We start from the raw sequence: 17,160 nt of genomic DNA on the forward strand, positions 1-17,160 counted from the left end.
TCTGCGCTACGGTCTAACTTTTACGGGCAAGACGCTCCATTTCTTTTACTAAAATATCGGCTGAATCAGGTTTGCCAAGCGCTGACGCTGATTCAGCCATCCGGCTGCGCAATGCCTCATCCTCCATAATCTCCGCAATAGATTGAAACAAGGACGCACCAGTCAAGTCCTTCTCCACAATCATGACAGAAGCCCCTGCCTTTTCGAGTGTACGGGCATTGGCCTCCTGATGGTTGTTCGTCACATTGGGGGATGGAATTAGAATGGATGGAATACCCAACGATGTGATTTCAGCCAAGAAGGACGCGCCAGCGCGATTAACGATTAAAGAGGTACAAGCCAGCACCTCTGGCATATTGTGAATATAGGGAAGCACATGCAGATGATTGGGCAATGATCCGATCTGATTCCGTATGCTGTCCAACGTCTGCTCATAGTAAGATTCACCAGTCACATATACAAATTGGACGTCTTTCAGTTGCGAAAGTTGCGGAGCCATTGCAATCATGGCATCATTGATGGCCTTTGCTCCCCTGCTGCCACCGACCACAAGCACGACCGAGCTGTTCATTGGAACCCCGATGGTAGCAAAGCCCCGGTCCCTGTTAGCCTGACGAACCGTTGTAGCGCGCGGATTCCCGGTGTACAGTACATTTTTGGCTTTGGGGAAAGCTCCTTCCGAGCCCTCAAAGCTGACAGCCACCGTATCCACGTAACGGCTCAGAAACGCATTGGTCAGGCCCGGAATTGCGTTTTGCTCATGAATAATGCTGGGTATCCCCAACTTGGAAGCTGCATAGACGACAGGGCCGCATACATAACCCCCCGTGCCGATAACGATATCCGGCTTGAATTTTTTCAATAATGCTTTGGATCTGCGGACCCCTTTGAAGAAGCGCATAATCGTTTTTATATTTTCCACAGACAGGCTGCGACGGAATCCTGTAATATCAATAGCCTCGAATGGAATTTTTTCCTGGGGAACCAGCTTGCTTTCCAGTCCCCGCTGACCGCCAATGTATAAAAATTCAGCGTCCGGATCAATCTCTTCGCACTGTCTGGCTACGGCGAGCGCCGGATAAATGTGCCCCCCGGTACCGCCGCCGCTCAACACGACGCGCATAAACGTTCACCTCGCATAACGTGATAAATTTAGTAAAATGCCCAGCGCTGTTAGCATCAACGTCAGAGAAGAGCCTCCGTAGCTGATTAAGGGCAGTGTTATTCCTGTCACCGGCATTAAGCCGATTACGACACCTATGTTAATGACCACCTGTACGGCAACCATTCCCACAATGCCTACAGCAAGCAAACTGCCGTAAGTATCCGGGATGGTAATAGCGATGCGCATTCCTCTCCACACGAGAACCAGAAAGAGCGCCAGCACTGTCATTCCACCGATAAAGCCAAGCTCCTCCGCCAAAATCGAAAAAATAAAGTCCGTCTGCGGCTCGGGAACATAGCTGTATTTCTGGCGGCTCATGCCAAGCCCCAAGCCTGCCAGCCCACCAGGTCCAATGGCATACAGCGATTGAATAATTTGATAACCTGCGCCAAGCGGATCGGACCATGGGTCCAAAAACGCAGTGATCCGCTGGAGCCGATAAGGGGCTGCCGCAATCAGGGCCGCAAATCCCGCCGCTCCCGTTAATGCCAGCAAGCCCAGATGCTTCATGCGTGCGCCTGCCGTAAATACGATTAGCATGGACGCCCCCATCATCACCGTGCCTGTACCCAAATCGGGCTGGAGCATAATCAGGCCAAAGGCCAGTCCCATGAGTCCAAGCGGGGGCAACAGGCCGCGAGTAAAGGAATTAATATCATAATCCGGGCGGCTGAGCCAGCGGGCGAGAAAAAGAATCATACCCAGCTTCATAAACTCGGATGGCTGAATGCCAAAAGAGCTGATACCGAGCCAGCTTCGTGCCCCGCCTCTTACTACACCAATGCCTGGAATGAGTACGCCAACCAGCAACGCGAGACAAATCAGCAGCACGACCTTGGCATACTTCTGCCAGATCCGATAGTCTGTTCGGGCAGTGAAGTACATCGCCACAAGACCTAACCCGGCGAACAGCAACTGCCGCTTTACAAAATAGTAGGAGTCCCCGTACTCGTGAAAAGCGAGGACGGCGCCCGCACTGTATACCATAACCATGCCGATGGCTAACAAGCTCAAAATACAGACGAAAAGCCATATATCCGGCGCCGGACGAGATTGCTTCATCAGGAGGCCACCCCTTGCATAAAAGTAGGGGCTTATCCAACCCCCCTACTTACAATTTATGCGCCGCCTCTTTAAAAATACGTCCACGCTCTTCATAGGACCGGAACATATCCCAGCTTGCACACGCGGGTGAGAGCAATACAACATCTCCCAGCTCAGCAAGTTTAGCTGCCTTGTTCACAGCCTCCACGAGCGTAGCGGCGGCGTCCTCCCCATTATCGACGACCTCGACACGCTCTATTCCGGCCTGACGTGCCCGATCTGCAAGCTTATGCCGAGTCTCGCCCAGCAGCACAACAGCCTTTACACCCTCTTGCAAGGAGGGTACAAGCTCGGCATAATCCGAACCACGATCCAGTCCTCCAGCTATTAGTACAATGGGTTGCTTGAAGGAAGACAACGCCATCATCGTCGCTTTGGAATTGGTGGCTTTGGAATTGTTGTAATAAGCTGCTCCGGCATGTTCTCCAACATATTCGAGCCGATGTTCCACTCCACGAAAAGCGCTTAGCGGTTCAGCCAATCCAGACGGTTCCGCTCCTGCGGCAATTGCAATTGCGCAAGCGGCGAGGGCATTTTCCACATTAAAGCGGCCCGGAAGGCCAATTTCGGCCACGCCTATAATTGGATGCACCACACCACTGGCATCGCGATATACGATGCTGCGTTCAATGTCATCCGTCACATCCGGTATGTATGGCGGGTCAGCGAACAACCCTTCCTGCAAACGTTCTGTCATCGAGAACGGAAGCAGTTTCGCTTTGGTATAGGGCACAAGCTCCCGGCAAACAGGATCATCCCAGTTCAATACCGCAGTATCAGCCGCCGTTTGATTGGCGAACAGACGCGCCTTGGACGCAACATAGTCCTTCATGTCCCCATGATAGTCCAGATGGGTTTCAGCCACGTTCAGCAAGCAGGCTACAGCAGGTTTGAAATCCTTTGTTCCTTTTAACTGAAAACTGCTCAGTTCCACCACCATCCACTCGTCCGACCTGGCATCCACAGCGGCCTCACATAATGGCGTGCCGATATTACCAGCCACGATCGGCTTCATACCGGATGCCTCTAACAGCTTACCTACCCAAGTGGTTGTGGTCGTTTTCCCATTCGAGCCAGTAATCCCGATCATCGGCGCTTTGCATAGATGATAGGCGACCTCGACCTCGGTCACGACCTCAATGCCCAGTTCGACAGCTTTTTGCACTGGCGGGGCCGTATAAGGAATACCCGGATTTTTGACAACCAGCTTCACTCCCGGATGGATTAGCCCTTCCGGGTGACTGCCACATAAAACGGAAATTCCCAAAGCCTCTAATTCAGAAGCTTCGGGACATTGTTCCCTGTCTTTTTTATCATTGACTGTCAGCTTGGCCCCGGCCTGATGCAGTACCTTGGCGACTTGCACGCCACTTTTGGCCAGGCCTATAATGATGACCTCTTGATCTCGGTATGTGTCTGGATGGTTCATTTGTCTACAACCCCTTGTTGAGATAAAGTCCGAGTCCTGCCAGCAGCAGTCCTACAGCCCAGAATGTAATAACAACTCGCCATTCGGACCAGCCGGACAGCTCGAAGTGATGATGAATCGGGCTCATTTTGAAAATGCGTTTGCCACGTGTTTTAAAGGAAGCTACTTGCAAAACTACGGACAGCATTTCAATTACAAATACACCACCAATAATAATGAACAAAATTTCGCTTTTGGTGACGATAGCGATGGCACCTATAGCGCCTCCGATTCCCAGCGAGCCTGTATCGCCCATAAATACCTTGGCCGGATGCGCGTTATATACAAGAAAGCCAAGTACAGCACCAATCATGGCCGCTGAGCAAACCGCAGCCGGAAGCGAGGTTGCTTGAATCGCTACGATGGCATAAGCACCGAAGGCAATCGCACTGGTACCGGACAGCAGCCCGTCCAGTCCATCTGTGAAATTGACGGCGTTGCTAATCGCCAGCATCATAATGACGATGAACGGATAATAGAACCAGCCGCTCCAATCAAACGACCAGGAAGTTCCCGGAATGCCAATGGCAGTGCTATGATCGTTACTAATCAGAAGCCAGCACATGATTCCACTGAACAGCAATTGCCCGAATAGCTTTTGACGGGCAGTCAGTCCGAGCGAACGCTTGAAAACAATTTTGATATAGTCGTCCAGGAAGCCGATCAGCCCAAAACCAAGCGTAGCGACCAGCAGGACGTAAAAGTCCGTATTTTTTATCGCCGAAAATTTAAGAAAGGTCAGCGTAAAAGCCACCAGAATAACGATTCCGCCCATAGTAGGCGTACCCGTCTTTTTAAGATGGCTTTGCGGCCCGTCATCCCGGACCTGCTGGCCGAATTTCATTCGCCGCAGCAGCGGAATGAGTATTGGAGCGGCAATGACCGCCAGTATAAACGATACGACGATCGTCAGCAGTAATAATTGAATATCCATGGGAGTCTCCCTCTCGTCAACATCATTTCTGTAGCGGACCGTTTTTCAGCGCATCCACAATTTCTTCCAGTCGCATCCCTCGGGATGCCTTAACCAGCACGATATCATCGGCACGGAGGTAAGCTTGCAGATCTTGAATCAGTTTTTGCTTATCCTCATAAGCATGTACGTCATCAGACGGCATGGACGCTTGCGCCCCATGCGCAATGGACGCCCCCAACACACCGTAGGTGAACAGCATATCTACGTCATGTTTCGCTGCAAAAAGCCCAATTTCCTCGTGGAATTGCTTTTCCTCGGGACCCAGCTCCAGCATATCGCCAAGCACGGCGATTTTACGTCCCTTTGTTTCGTAACCGGATAACGTCTGAATTGCAGCTTTCATTGAAGCCGGACTGGCGTTATAAGCATCGTTCAGCAGGGTAAGCCCATTGGTGCAGCTCACGACCTCAATGCGCATGCCTGTCAATTTCAAAGCCGACAGCCCTTGGCGCACATGGTCTGCATCCACCCCAAAATGGTGCGCTACCGCCAGTGCTGCCAAACCGTTCACAACATTGTGCTGCCCAAGCAGCGGAAGCCGGAAAGCATCCTTGCCGGATTGGGCCGTCGTGAACAAACTGCCTTCTCCATCCGTAGTTATTCCAGTTGGATAATCATCGTTATCCGCAGACATACCGAACGTGAACAGCTTCAAGCCGTCAGGCTTAACCGTTTCGGGCTCCGCAAGCACTTGCGGCAATAGCGGTTCATCTCCATTGTAAATCAGCAAGCCGCCGGGTTTGAGACCGCTGACGATTTCCAGCTTTGCACGTGCAATTTCCGCACGGGAACCGAGCTGGAGCAAATGCGCTTCGCCAATGTTCGTAATGACCGCTACATCAGGCTGGGCAATATCAGTCAGCAGGCGGATTTCCCCGCGTCCACTCATTCCCATCTCCAAAATCAGGATGTCCGTATCCTGCGGCATGGACAGCACGGTTAAAGGCAAACCGATATGGTTGTTATAATTCCCTTCGGTTTTGTGTACTTTAAAGGTCGTGCCCAACAGAGCGTTGACGATGTCTTTTGTCGTCGTTTTGCCGTTGCTTCCAGTAATCCCTACGACAGATGCACCCGTCTCCCGCAAATATGCGGTCGCAAGACGCTGGAGGGCCGCCAAAGTATCCTCTACTTCAATCGCATTCCCTGCCGGAGGTGCACCGTGATCCTTTTGCCATAAAAAAGCAGCTGCGCCTTCTCCGCTCACAATCTGCTGCACATAATCATGCCCGTCAAACCGTTCACCCGTGAGTGGAACGAACAGCCCCTGGGACTGCGGCTTGCGTGAATCTGTAAAAACGCCCTCAACCATTCGTCCGGCGTCCGCCTCTATGTGAAGCGTTCCCCCGCTCATGGAGGCGATTTGACCGATTGTTCTTTTCATCACTTGGATAAACCCCTTATCGCTTCTTTGGCTACGATGCGGTCATCGAATTCATGCACCGTTTTTCCGATCAACTGGTAGGTCTCATGACCTTTTCCCGCAATCAATACTACATCGTCAGGGCTTGCCATTTCAACAGCTTTATGAATAGCAGCTCTACGATCTACGATCAACTCGTAGCGTTCTGCGGGTATACCTTCGTCAATCAGCCCTTGCTTGATGTCTTTCAAAATGGCTTCCGGGTCCTCTGTCCGCGGATTATCCGAGGTAATAAAAGCATGATCGCTGTATTGAGCAGCAATTTTCCCCATCAAAGGACGTTTCGTACGATCCCGGTCCCCGCCGCACCCGAATACACACCATACTTTGCCAACTGCAAACTCCTTAACGGTGCGAAGCACATTTTCCAGTCCATCCGGTGTATGGGCATAGTCTACGATAACCGCAAATGGCTGACCTGCGTCTACAGGCTCTACCCGCCCATCTACGCCTGCTATGGACTCCAGACTGTGCTTGATATCAGCCAGAGCCACTCCTTCCAGCAAAGCGGCCGTGATGGCTGCCAATGCGTTATACACATTGAACTTGCCCACCATTCGCAGCTCAATATCGGTATCTCCTTTAAAAGTAGAGACATGGAAGGATGTTCCCTTGGCACCTACAGCGATATGGGATGCCTGCACATCCGACTTCTTTTCCACGCCGTATGTAATCACTTGGGCGGCAGTTATGGCCTGAAAATAGGATGAGGCCGGGTCATCCTCATTCAGAACAGCATATTTACTATCCGACGCATCCCGCGAGAAGGTATTCCCCAATCGGGAAAATAACAGCCCTTTAGCCGCACGGTACTCCTCCATCGTGTTATGGTAGTCCAGATGATCCTGCGTCAGGTTCGTAAAAATAGCGGTGCGAAAATCAGTTCCTTTCACGCGCCCTTGCTCCAGTGCATGTGAAGATACCTCCATTGCACAGCATTGGACCCCTTGCTCCGCCATATTGCCAAGATAGCGTTGCAGTTCCACCGCCTCGGGTGTGGTACCGGACATAGGGTAGGACTGACCACCGTAACGCATTTGAATAGTGCCGATCAGTCCAGTGTTCACTCCGGCATCGTTCAAGATTTTTTCAATTAGATAAGTTATGGTTGTTTTGCCATTCGTTCCGGTTACGCCGATCATGCGCATGCGGCGGCTCGGTGAATCAAACATATAATCCGCCAAAATCGCCATTGCGTACCGGGCATCCTTGACTATAAGTTGTGGCACAGGTACATTCAATTCCCGTTCCACAACCAAAGCCGCCGCCCCGGACGCAACTGCCTGCTGCGCATAATCGTGTCCGTCAACCGTAAAACCGGGCAGACACAGAAATAAATCTCCCTGCTGTACCCGGCGTGAGTCCGCCCCGATTCCTCGGCAGTCCACTGTACCGTCCCCCACAATGCGGGAGGCAGCCAGCAGTGAAGCCAATTGTTGAAGCTGCATCTTTCATTCCTCCATTGCTCTCTCGTTAATCATAGTATGGGTATAAAAAGAACCTATCAATCCCCCATATATATACGGATTGTTGATCCCCGCTCCAGCCGGGAGCCTGGCTTTGGTGCCTGACTGACAACCGTCTTGCCTGACCCGGATTTTACGAGCATAAAGTTCATATTCATATCTTCGTATAAATCAGCCACAGTGGCACCTACCAAATCCGGCACCGTATCAATTCGATTTTCCCCGTACTTGTATTCCTTGGCAATCTGATTGGTACGAGGTGGTATTTTCAGAGCAAGCAGCGAATCCCGCAAAATATTTTGCACGATTGGCGCAGCGACTACCCCGCCGAATTGAATGCCCTTTGGGTTATCCACAGCGGTATAGACAACAATTTGTGGATCATCCGCCGGGGCAAAACCGATAAAGGATACAATATGCTCCGAGGATGAATAACGTCCGTTGATCACCTTTTGCGCTGTGCCTGTTTTGCCTCCCACCCGGTAACCCTCAATAAAAGCGGGACGGCCTGTGCCTTTCGCAACGACGCTCTCGAGCGCTTCCCTCACCTGTCGGGAGGTATCCTCTGAAATGACTCTGTGCACCAGTTCAGGCTCTACTTTTTCCAGCACCTTGCCTGTCTCTGGTTGAACCCAGCCTTTTGTAATGTGAGGTTTATACAGATTGCCGCCATTGATCGCAGCCGACACAGCCGTCACCTGCTGAATCGGAGTGACAGATACCCCTTGACCAAAGGCAGTTGTCGCCAGCTCTACCGGTCCTACCTGGGGTAACTTAAATAAAATACCATTCCCCTCACCAATCATGTCAATGCCCGTTTTGCTGCCGAACCCAAAATTGCGAATATACTTGAACAGCGATTCCTTACCTAGACGCTGACCCAGTGTCACAAAGCCTGGATTACAGGAGTTTTCCACGACTTGAAGGAAGGTCTGGCTGCCGTGGCCTCCTTTTTTCCAGCAGCGCAGGCGAGCCCCGCCAACTTCAATGTAACCCGGATCGAAAAAGTGATCGTTTTTGAGATTGACCTTCTTTTCTTCCAATGCAGCGGCCAAAGTAATAATTTTAAAAGTAGAGCCTGGTTCATATGTCATCCAAATCGGCAGATTTCGATTGTAAATTTCAGGTGCATATTGTTTGTATAGCGCAGGCTCATAGCCTGGTCGCCCGGCCATGCCCAATATCTCCCCATTCTTGGGGTTCATTGCGATGGCCAACGCGGAATTAGCCTGGAATTTGACCATAGCCTGGTCAAGCTCCCGTTCCATGATAGACTGTACAGACTTATCAATGGTCAGTTGCAAGTTCAGACCATCCTTTGGTTCAACGTACTTCTCAGAAGAACCGGGCATCAGGCGACCGCCTGCATCGGATAGATACGCAATGCTTCCGTCAATACCGCGAAGCTTGCTGTTGTTCTTTTTCTCTACCCCCGTCAACCCCTGATTATCAATTCCCGTAAACCCGAGAATATGAGCTGCCAAATCGCCATAAGGATAATAACGTTTGTTGTCTTCAGCAACAACGATACCCGGCAGCTTCAAATCACGAATTTGCTGCGCTTTCTCCATCGTAATTTTTCGTCCGCCGGGCTGAAGTTTTTGGCTTGCTGTTCGTTTGGTAATCAGCTTGAGCACTTTATCCTCGCTCATGTCAAGCAAGGGCGCCAGCCTGCGCGCCGTTTCTTCCGGCTCCTTGATCTGCACCGGTATCGCCATGACTGTCGGCGAAGTGACATTATAGGTCAGCGCCGTACCTTGCCGATCCAAAATTTCGCCGCGTTTGGCGGCAAAAGGTATATTCCGGCGCCACGATTCCTCGGCCTTGGCCGAGAGTTCGCCCCCTTTACCCAATTGAACATAGGCGAGCCGGACCGACAAGGCTGCAAACAGTACAAACAATCCCAGCAGCCCCCATACCAGCCTGCGCCGCATGGTCACGTTAGATTTCTTCAAACGCGCTCCCCTCCGTTCCTCCAAATACTCATGACATGTCTTACCTCATGAATATTCAAAAAAACGGACGTTAGAACAAGCTATCAGTTATCCTCACCTTTAATTGCAGCCGCACTTTTTTCATCGGCTACAGCGGAGCTCCCACCCTTGGAAGTCTCCCTGCTTGAGCTTGCACTCGCAGTGGTATCGGTTTTTGAATCGGTACTCGTTTTCGCTGTACTGCCTTTTTGGTTAGATGCTACGTCGGTAGTTGAGTCCGGTGTTTCCTCCGGCTTTACTCCGGTCACGGTTTCTTTAGCCGGCTGGAGCGTCACATTGACGATCCGCTTGCCACTCACCATTTGTGCCTTTTGCGAGACAACATAACCTTCGCCGCTTACCTGAACGCCCACCTTCATGAGCGTCAACACTTGCAGCGTGTCACGCAACGAGACGCCTGTAAAGTCTGGAATGGTCATGTTGGCACTATCTTCAGTCAGCAAATAAATGCGTTGTCCCGGCTTCATTTTGACGCCTGCCTCCGGATACTGGCGGACAATTTTGGAGCCTTTGCCGACCGTTTCATAGGCAATCCCCTGTTTGAGCAATGCGTTTTGCGCATCCTTCTTCACCTGACCGGTTAATTGTGGCACTGTCGGCAGATTCACCGTTTTCACAGCAGCACTGTCTGATTTATTCGCTTTGGCTCCTGTTTTGGGAACTCCCATATATTGCAGCGACTGGGATACGATTTTTTTGAACACAGGGGCTGCTGCCGTACCTCCACCTACCGATTTGTTAGGTTCATCCATAACAACCAGAACAGCTATTTTCGGATCATTCACGGGTGCAAAGCCGATAAAGGACACGACATCCTTCGAATGGTCATACACTTTGCCCACAACTTTCGTCGCTGTACCTGTTTTACCAGCAACACGGTACCCATCAATATAAGCAAGACGCCCGGTTCCAATTTCTTGGTCAGACACGACCTGCTCCAGATAGCTGCTGGTCTGTAATGCCGATTCCTGCGAAATCACCTGACGGACTTCCTTCGGTTGAATCGTCTGTACTTCCCCTGTATCCGGGTTCGTAATTTCCTTCACCAGATGAGGTTGCATCAACTTACCACCGTTAGCAATTGCCGAGATAGCCGCTACCTGCTGGATTGGCGTTACCTGAACACGTCCGTGTCCATATGCAGCCGTTGCGACTTCGGATTTGTATTGGGTGTGGAACGTAATGGCTCCGCTAGACTCACTCGGAAGATCAATACCTGTTTTCACACCAAATCCGAAGTTGTTAATATATTTCCTCAACCTTTCGCCGCCCAGCTTATCCAGCCCCAGATGGACGAAACCGACGTTACTTGAACGCTTGACCCCTTGAAGATAGGTTAACGTTCCCCAATTTCGACTCACGTCACGAATATCCCATCCCCCGACTCGGATCATGCCAGACTGATAGGTTTCATTTGGATTGAACACCTTTTCCTGAACTGCGGCAGCCAAGGTTACAATCTTAAACGTGGAGCCTGGCTCATAGATGGACTGAGTCGCATTATTACGGAAATGTTCCATTGAAGATGTGCTCCCGTATGTATTGGGATTGAAATTGGGGTAACTTGCCATACCGAGAACGTCCATCGTTTTGGGATCTGCGGCTACAACCGTCATCGTTTTAGGATTGTATGTTGCAATAGCTTCCTGCATAGCGCCCTCTATATAATACTGAATTGTGTCATCAATCGTCAGCTTTAAATTCTTACCATTTTGTGCCGGTTCATAGATGCTCTCCGATCCCTGAAGAGGAACTCCCTTTCGATCCCGCTGATAAAGAAGCTTTCCGGCCGTGCCCGAGAGCTCTTTATTATAATAGGCTTCCAACCCCATGCCTGCTGTACCATCTTTACGGTAATAGCCAAGAACATGAGAAGCCAGCTTATTTTCCGGATAATAGCGTTTGGATTCCTGAACCGTGTCCACAGCTCCAATCACTTCGTACTTATCCTTTAAATATTCTTTGAACGTATCCACCTGTGCTTTGAGCTCAGGATCTACCTTCCAGCCTCCGTTACGGATCTCGCGGTTTTTTAAATATTTACCGTCTTTGTCCTTGGCTGAGAGATGCTTTCTCAGTTCGTCCTCAGGTGTTTTTAGCAGCTGATGCAGTTTGGCTACGACCTCGTTTTCCAGATCATATTCCTGAATGATGCTCGGGTTGACCACTACCGTATAAGCAGGAGCATCTGCAGCCAGTACATTTCCCTTGCGATCCGTAATCGTTCCGCGCTTGGGCTGGATCACCTGGTCTCTTTCCACCTGCGTAACTACCTGATTATGCCAGTATTCCCCGCTCACAACCTGAATCCAAAATACCTTAAGTAGCAGAACAAGAAAAAAGAGGGTAATACATCCCCCTATCAGCAGTGTGCGAAGCTTTATTCTTTTGACCATAGCTCAAACCTCTCTGCGAAAAAATGTACGTCAGAGCATAGCTTGATGCCATGCTCCTAACAAACTATTTGGCAGCCTGCTTTTCCACACGAATGGGCTCTCTCGTCGGCTCGATATATCCCTGTTCCTTTGCCGTAGGTACAATCTGATTTTCCAGCCGTTCCTTCTGAATTTTCAATTGGGCGATATTGGTCTGTAATTTGGAAATGTCCTTGCTCGCTGTATTAATCGAATAATTGATTTGATAAATGTGCGCGTACCTGCCAATCAGCATACCAGCAATGACAATGCACGTTACAAGTGTCAAAAGATACAGCAGCTTTTCCCGAATCGGCAGCTCTCTGCGGCGTGTAACGACTTTGGTGGTTTCACGATACCGTTGTTGCTGAACCTGTTCCTGACGGGCTCTTTCTTTTACAGCCAAATTACCGCGTGTATAAGCCATGTCGCCTCTCCTTCTCCATTAAATTTACAATTTCTCGGCAACTCTCAGCTTGGCTGACCGGGACCGTGGATTAAGCTCCAATTCCTGCTCTGACGCCACAATCGGCTTACGATTCACCAGCTTCAGATCGCCTATCATTTTGTCCTCCAAAATAGGCAAATCAGATGGATAGATGCTTCTCGCCAAATACTCCTTGAAAATATGCTTGCATATCCGATCCTCCAGAGAATGGAACGTAATGACCGAAATTCTGCCCCCTGGAGCCAGGCATTTTACTGCCTGATGCAAAGTATCTTCCAGTGCACCCAACTCATCGTTTACAGCGATCCGCAAAGCCTGAAAGCTGCGTTTGGCCGGATGTCCCCCGGTTCTGCGTGCCGCAGCCGGAATTCCTTCTTTGATAATATCGACAAGTTCCCCTGTTGTGTGAATAGGCTTGTTCTTTCGACGTTCAACCATAATCTTCGCGATCCGGCGTGAAAACTTCTCTTCTCCGTAGTGAAACAAAATACGTGCAATCTCTGCTTCCGACCATTCATTGACAATCTCGTAAGCCGTCAGCGAGCTACTCTGATCCATCCGCATATCAAGCGGCGCATCATGATTGTAGCTGAATCCCCGTTCCCCCTCATCGAACTGGGGCGAGGACACACCCAGATCGAACAAAATACCCTGGACCTGCGGGACGCCGTCTTTTTCGGGCAATCCCAGTTCGGCCAGCCTGTCCTGTAAGTGGCGAAAGTTGGATTTCACCAATGAAATCTTTCCTTCGTAGGCCGACAGCTTCTCGCGCGCATTGTTCAATGCCCAGTCATCCTGATCAAAGGCAATCAGCCTTCCCTCAGGGCCAAGCTGTGACGCAATGACGGAACTGTGTCCTGCCCCTCCCAACGTGCAGTCCACATAGATCCCGTCCTGCCTGATGTTTAGTGCCTGTGTTGCTTCTTCCTTGAGTACGGTAATGTGGTGAAACAAACGGCTGACCTCCTAAATTACAATTCAAAGTTGAAATCAACCAATTTCTCAGCAATGTCGTTAAATGCTTCTTCTGATTGGCTGAAATATTGCTCCCAAGTGTGCTTGCTCCAAATCTCTACCCGGGTGGACACTCCCAATACGACGCACTCTTTGGTAAGCTTGGCGTATTCGCACAAATTCCCCGGTAAATTTACCCTGCCCTGTTTGTCCAATTCGCATTCAGTCGCGCCCGAGAAAAAAAACCGGGTAAACGCCCGCGCATCGGCCTTCATCAAAGGCAGTGCTTTAAGTTTTTTCTCCATGACAGCCCACTCATCCATGGGATACACGAAGAGGCATTGGTCCAGCCCGCGGGTAACCACGAACGAGGCACCGAGAAGTTCACGAAACTTGGCCGGAACAGTAAGCCGACCCTTCTCATCAATGCTATGTTGGAACTCCCCCATAAACATTGGTTTCGTCACCCCTTACCTCATTCTCCCACTTTGGCCCACTTTCCACCACCTAAGCATAATAGATTCGCTTTAAAAAATCAAAGACCTTCTTTACATTTCCAAAAAGAGATAAACGACAAATCCATACGATGATGTCTATTATTGTCGCCACGTATCATAACACGCTAAAAAGCCCCTTATTCCATGAAGACGAACTCCCGACAATATGCATCAGGTTTCGAAACAACATGAAAATAAAGGGCTTAGTCCCATTCATCATACCAACCTATACAGACACCTGTGTTACACGTTAAAACCTTTGAACCCGGACATCGTGATCGGCAATGCTCAAGTTATGCATTCCAGCTATCCAGATAGACCTTTTGGTCCTCTGTTAAAGAATCAATTTGGATTCCCAGGCTATCCAGCTTGAAGCGGGCTACCTGCTCATCAATTTCATAAGGTACATTAATTACGGCTTTGCCCAGCTCATTATAACGATCGTTCACATATTTCAAGCCAAGCGCCTGAAGTGCAAACGTGGTATCCATAATTTCCGCAGGATGACCATCCGCCGCAGCCAAATTCACGAGGCGTCCTTCTGCCAGCAAATACATTTTACGTCCATCCTTGAAGCGGTACTCCTCAATGTTGCGACGCACCGTCCTAATGGATTCGGAACGTTTGGCAAGCTCAGGCTTACTAACCTCCACATCAAAATGCCCCGCATTGCACAGCACAGCCCCGTCCTTCATGACATCAAAGTGCTCTCCGGTAATTACAGCTTTGTTGCCAGTCACCGTAATGAAGAAGTCACCCAGCTTGGCTGCTTCCACCATCGGCATCACATGGAAACCATCCATATGTGCTTCTACTGCCTTGATTGGATCAACTTCGGTGACGACCACGTTGGCTCCCAGCCCTTTCGCACGCATCGCAACCCCTTTACCACACCAGCCATAACCCACCACGACGACCGTGCTACCTGCCACAACCAGATTGGTTGTGCGAATAATGCCGTCGAATGCTGACTGTCCAGTACCATAACGATTGTCGAACAAATATTTGCAGTAAGCATCATTAACGGCCACCATCGGGAAGTGGAGTTGACCCTCTTTTTCGAGCGCCTTCAAGCGGATAATCCCGGTAGTCGTTTCCTCCGCCCCACCACGGATGGTAGAAATCAGATCAGGGCGTTCGGATTGCAAGAGGGTAACCAGGTCACCCCCGTCATCAATAATAAGGTCCGGCTTTGTTTCCAGCGCCTTAATTTGCAAGCTTTTAAACTCAGCAGGGTCCGGATTGTATTTAGCCAAAACCGTAACTCCATCTTCAACCAATGCTGCGCAAACATCATCTTGAGTGGACAACGGATTACTACCCGTAATTGTAACCTCAGCCCCGCCCGCCTGTACTACTTTAGCCAGATAGGCCGTTTTGGCCTCCAGATGCAGACAAATGGTTACCTTCAGACCCTTAAAAGGCTGCTCCTGCTCGAACTGTTGACGTATACGGTTCAATACCGGCATATGGGCTTCCACCCAATCAATTTTCAGATGACCCTCAGGCGCCAGTTTAAGATCGTGAACAATGCTGTTTTGCAAAGAATGGGAAGTCATATTTGTTCCTCCTTCATATTTGTTGTAGCTGTTAACATGCTAAATCATACATAAATGACACGATGCGTACCCGTCAGATCGGTCGGCACATCCATAATCATATCGATCAGGCTGAGGCCGTAACGGTTTAGAAAATGATAGATAGTATACACCCGTTCCTGCGGCTGTCCGAACGGAAAAAGTGACCACTCGATGCGATCCCATTGACGAAGCGCTGTTTCATTTTGCCGGAACAGTGCTTCCTGAACTTTTGCTTCCAGATAGGCAATCTGCTCCAGAATCTTCTCACGATTGGTTTCCCCAATCCGAAGCAAACCTTTTTCAATCAAGCCTGACTGCTGTATCAGTGGTTCGTACATACGGACAAAAGCTTCCTTGGCCCCGACAAACTGCTCCTGCATTCCAAGCTGGTCGTGGGTGACAATCCATTGCTTTTTCCGTTCCTCAAGCCCGTCTCTAACTTCTCCAAAGCTCAATTCGTACTTAAGCATATGCTTTTCCACACCTGGCTCCACCAACGTAAAGGACATCCGTGGCAGCAGTAATGGCATCTGCATCCCCAGTACGCCGAAAGCGTCGCGTGTAATCGCCCAGTAGGCAATTTCTCCTAAACCCAGCACAGAGGCCAGCACTGGAAACAGTGAGTCCTGCATAAGAGGGCGGGTTAGGACATTGTTACTAAAACGTTCCGGGTGCCTGTCTGTCTCTTCGAGCAGTTCTTCGACTGTAAATGCTACCTGACCGCGGCGGTCCGTGAATAGACCATCTTGTTTGAACAGCAGCAAGCGTTCTTCTTCATGGATATAAAACAGATTGGCGCCGCCTTCATGCACATCTGCTTGCAAATGATAACCATAATCTACAATCCGTGCAGCAGTCGCGTGGTAAGCTTGCTCCAGCTCATCATTGTGTTGAACCAACCGACGAAAAACGGATGTCTCCAGCTTGCGCAGCGAAGGATCAGCTGAATCCAGCAGCACTAATCCGTAGGCACCGAAAAGAAGTCCCAGCAACTTGGCGAAGCCTTCACTTAATCCGTAAGAATCATTGAAACCATGCTTAATCATGCGTAAAATATCAGCCTTATGCTCTGAGTCAGGCAAGCTTTGCTCTATTTCAGCCATAGCTTTCTTCCACTCTGCGGCATCGACCTTAATCGCACTAATCGAAGAACGACGTTCCGGCTGCTTATTCAGCTTGATTTTGACTGCTTGCGGGTCATTCGCCATTACATATGTATGATTGACCTCATCCCAGTCATGATCCTCACCCGCAATCCAGAAAACGGGAATAACTGGACGCCCCAGCCGTTTCTCCGCTTCCCTGGCCGCCTTAATAATCGTAGCAGCTTTGTAAACGACCAGCATCGGACCTGTGAACAGTCCACTTTGCTGCCCGCCAACTACCACCAGAGCGTCTGGCTGCTCCAGCCGATCCAATGAAGCATGAACCGCCTCGTGTGCGTTGTATTGCTCATTGTATATACGGAGACATGCTACGACATCCTTACGGTTTAATCGCAGATGCTCCGTCTCATCCAGTCGCTTTGCTCGTTGGGCATAAGCATCGGCATGCAGAACATTATATTCATACAAATCGCGTGCGCGTCCTGTACCCTGTATGTAATCTTCTGCCAAAGCCGACCCTCCGCGAAGCTCTTCCGGAATTATTCTCATGGGTCTGCCTCCTGTC

Annotated in this window: 13 protein-coding genes; all 13 read right to left on the bottom strand. The window is 50.0% G+C overall.

Annotation, left to right across the window (positions count from 1 at the left end; all coding sequences use genetic code 11):
- Nucleotides 1-13: 13 nt before the first annotated feature.
- The 13 genes from murG to bshC all read right to left on the bottom strand — a co-directional run bounded on the left by murG (nt 14) and on the right by bshC (nt 17,144).
- Nucleotides 14-1,123: an undecaprenyldiphospho-muramoylpentapeptide beta-N-acetylglucosaminyltransferase gene (gene murG, locus ABIA61_RS08100; protein ID WP_283652491.1), complete on the bottom strand. Its 1,110-nt coding sequence runs from the start codon at nt 1,121-1,123 to the stop codon at nt 14-16.
- Between the two features lie 6 nt (nt 1,124-1,129).
- On the bottom strand, nt 1,130-2,227 hold the full coding sequence (spoVE, locus tag ABIA61_RS08105; RefSeq protein WP_283652492.1) for a stage V sporulation protein E: 1,098 nt from the start codon (nt 2,225-2,227) through the stop codon (nt 1,130-1,132).
- Nucleotides 2,228-2,276: 49 nt separating this feature from the next.
- Nucleotides 2,277-3,698 (bottom strand): UDP-N-acetylmuramoyl-L-alanine--D-glutamate ligase, encoded by a 1,422-nt coding sequence (murD, locus tag ABIA61_RS08110; protein ID WP_283652493.1) that lies wholly within the window; start codon nt 3,696-3,698, stop codon nt 2,277-2,279.
- Between the two features lie 4 nt (nt 3,699-3,702).
- On the bottom strand, nt 3,703-4,671 hold the full coding sequence (gene mraY, locus ABIA61_RS08115; RefSeq protein ID WP_014282442.1) for a phospho-N-acetylmuramoyl-pentapeptide-transferase: 969 nt from the start codon (nt 4,669-4,671) through the stop codon (nt 3,703-3,705).
- 22 nt (nt 4,672-4,693) lie between these two features.
- Nucleotides 4,694-6,097: a UDP-N-acetylmuramoyl-tripeptide--D-alanyl-D-alanine ligase gene (locus tag ABIA61_RS08120; RefSeq protein ID WP_404580035.1), complete on the bottom strand. Its 1,404-nt coding sequence runs from the start codon at nt 6,095-6,097 to the stop codon at nt 4,694-4,696.
- Complete coding sequence (locus tag ABIA61_RS08125) at nt 6,097-7,584, bottom strand: UDP-N-acetylmuramoyl-L-alanyl-D-glutamate--2,6-diaminopimelate ligase (RefSeq protein WP_283652494.1); 1,488 nt, start codon at nt 7,582-7,584, stop codon at nt 6,097-6,099. The genes ABIA61_RS08120 and ABIA61_RS08125 overlap by 1 nt, the downstream gene beginning before the upstream one ends.
- Before the next feature lie 56 nt (nt 7,585-7,640).
- The gene (locus tag ABIA61_RS08130; protein WP_283652495.1) at nt 7,641-9,557 is read right to left on the bottom strand and encodes a stage V sporulation protein D; all 1,917 of its coding nucleotides are present in this window, start codon (nt 9,555-9,557) and stop codon (nt 7,641-7,643) included.
- Between the two features lie 83 nt (nt 9,558-9,640).
- Nucleotides 9,641-11,992 carry a penicillin-binding transpeptidase domain-containing protein gene (locus tag ABIA61_RS08135; RefSeq protein WP_404580541.1) on the bottom strand — a complete coding sequence of 784 codons (2,352 nt, stop codon included), beginning with the start codon at nt 11,990-11,992 and terminating at the stop codon, nt 9,641-9,643.
- A 64-nt stretch (nt 11,993-12,056) separates the two neighbouring features.
- Nucleotides 12,057-12,437 carry a hypothetical protein gene (locus ABIA61_RS08140; RefSeq protein ID WP_014282447.1) on the bottom strand — a complete coding sequence of 127 codons (381 nt, stop codon included), beginning with the start codon at nt 12,435-12,437 and terminating at the stop codon, nt 12,057-12,059.
- A gap of 24 nt (nt 12,438-12,461) precedes the next feature.
- Nucleotides 12,462-13,412, bottom strand: a complete 951-nt coding sequence (gene rsmH, locus ABIA61_RS08145) for a 16S rRNA (cytosine(1402)-N(4))-methyltransferase RsmH (protein ID WP_404580542.1) — start codon at nt 13,410-13,412, stop codon at nt 12,462-12,464.
- Nucleotides 13,413-13,429: 17 nt separating this feature from the next.
- Entirely contained in the window at nt 13,430-13,867 is a 438-nt protein-coding gene (gene mraZ / locus ABIA61_RS08150) for a division/cell wall cluster transcriptional repressor MraZ (RefSeq protein WP_007431201.1), read from the bottom strand.
- 335 nt (nt 13,868-14,202) lie between these two features.
- A complete protein-coding gene (locus ABIA61_RS08155) occupies nt 14,203-15,468 on the bottom strand; it encodes an adenosylhomocysteinase (RefSeq protein ID WP_283652497.1) in 1,266 nt (421 codons plus the stop codon).
- 44 nt (nt 15,469-15,512) lie between these two features.
- The gene (bshC, locus tag ABIA61_RS08160; protein WP_404580543.1) at nt 15,513-17,144 is read right to left on the bottom strand and encodes a bacillithiol biosynthesis cysteine-adding enzyme BshC; all 1,632 of its coding nucleotides are present in this window, start codon (nt 17,142-17,144) and stop codon (nt 15,513-15,515) included.
- Nucleotides 17,145-17,160: the final 16 nt, after the last annotated feature.

This window comes from Paenibacillus sp. RC21 (assembly GCF_044907935.1).
In the GTDB taxonomy this organism is placed as follows: Bacteria; Bacillota; Bacilli; order Paenibacillales; family Paenibacillaceae; genus Paenibacillus; species Paenibacillus terrae_A.

Bases quoted from the DNA above. Each gene is read 5' to 3' on its own strand.
- ABIA61_RS08120 (WP_404580035.1), bottom strand. From the start codon at position 6,097: ATGAAAAGAACAATCGGTCAAATCGCCTCCATGAGCGGGGGAACGCTT.
- murD (WP_283652493.1), bottom strand. From the start codon at position 3,698: ATGAACCATCCAGACACATACCGAGATCAAGAGGTCATCATTATAGGC.
- spoVE (WP_283652492.1), bottom strand. From the start codon at position 2,227: ATGAAGCAATCTCGTCCGGCGCCGGATATATGGCTTTTCGTCTGTATT.
- bshC (WP_404580543.1), bottom strand. From the start codon at position 17,144: ATGAGAATAATTCCGGAAGAGCTTCGCGGAGGGTCGGCTTTGGCAGAA.
- mraY (WP_014282442.1), bottom strand. From the start codon at position 4,671: ATGGATATTCAATTATTACTGCTGACGATCGTCGTATCGTTTATACTG.
- murG (WP_283652491.1), bottom strand. From the start codon at position 1,123: ATGCGCGTCGTGTTGAGCGGCGGCGGTACCGGGGGGCACATTTATCCG.
- ABIA61_RS08125 (WP_283652494.1), bottom strand. From the start codon at position 7,584: ATGCAGCTTCAACAATTGGCTTCACTGCTGGCTGCCTCCCGCATTGTG.
- ABIA61_RS08140 (WP_014282447.1), bottom strand. From the start codon at position 12,437: ATGGCTTATACACGCGGTAATTTGGCTGTAAAAGAAAGAGCCCGTCAG.
- ABIA61_RS08135 (WP_404580541.1), bottom strand. From the start codon at position 11,992: ATGGTCAAAAGAATAAAGCTTCGCACACTGCTGATAGGGGGATGTATT.
- mraZ (WP_007431201.1), bottom strand. From the start codon at position 13,867: ATGTTTATGGGGGAGTTCCAACATAGCATTGATGAGAAGGGTCGGCTT.
- ABIA61_RS08155 (WP_283652497.1), bottom strand. From the start codon at position 15,468: ATGACTTCCCATTCTTTGCAAAACAGCATTGTTCACGATCTTAAACTG.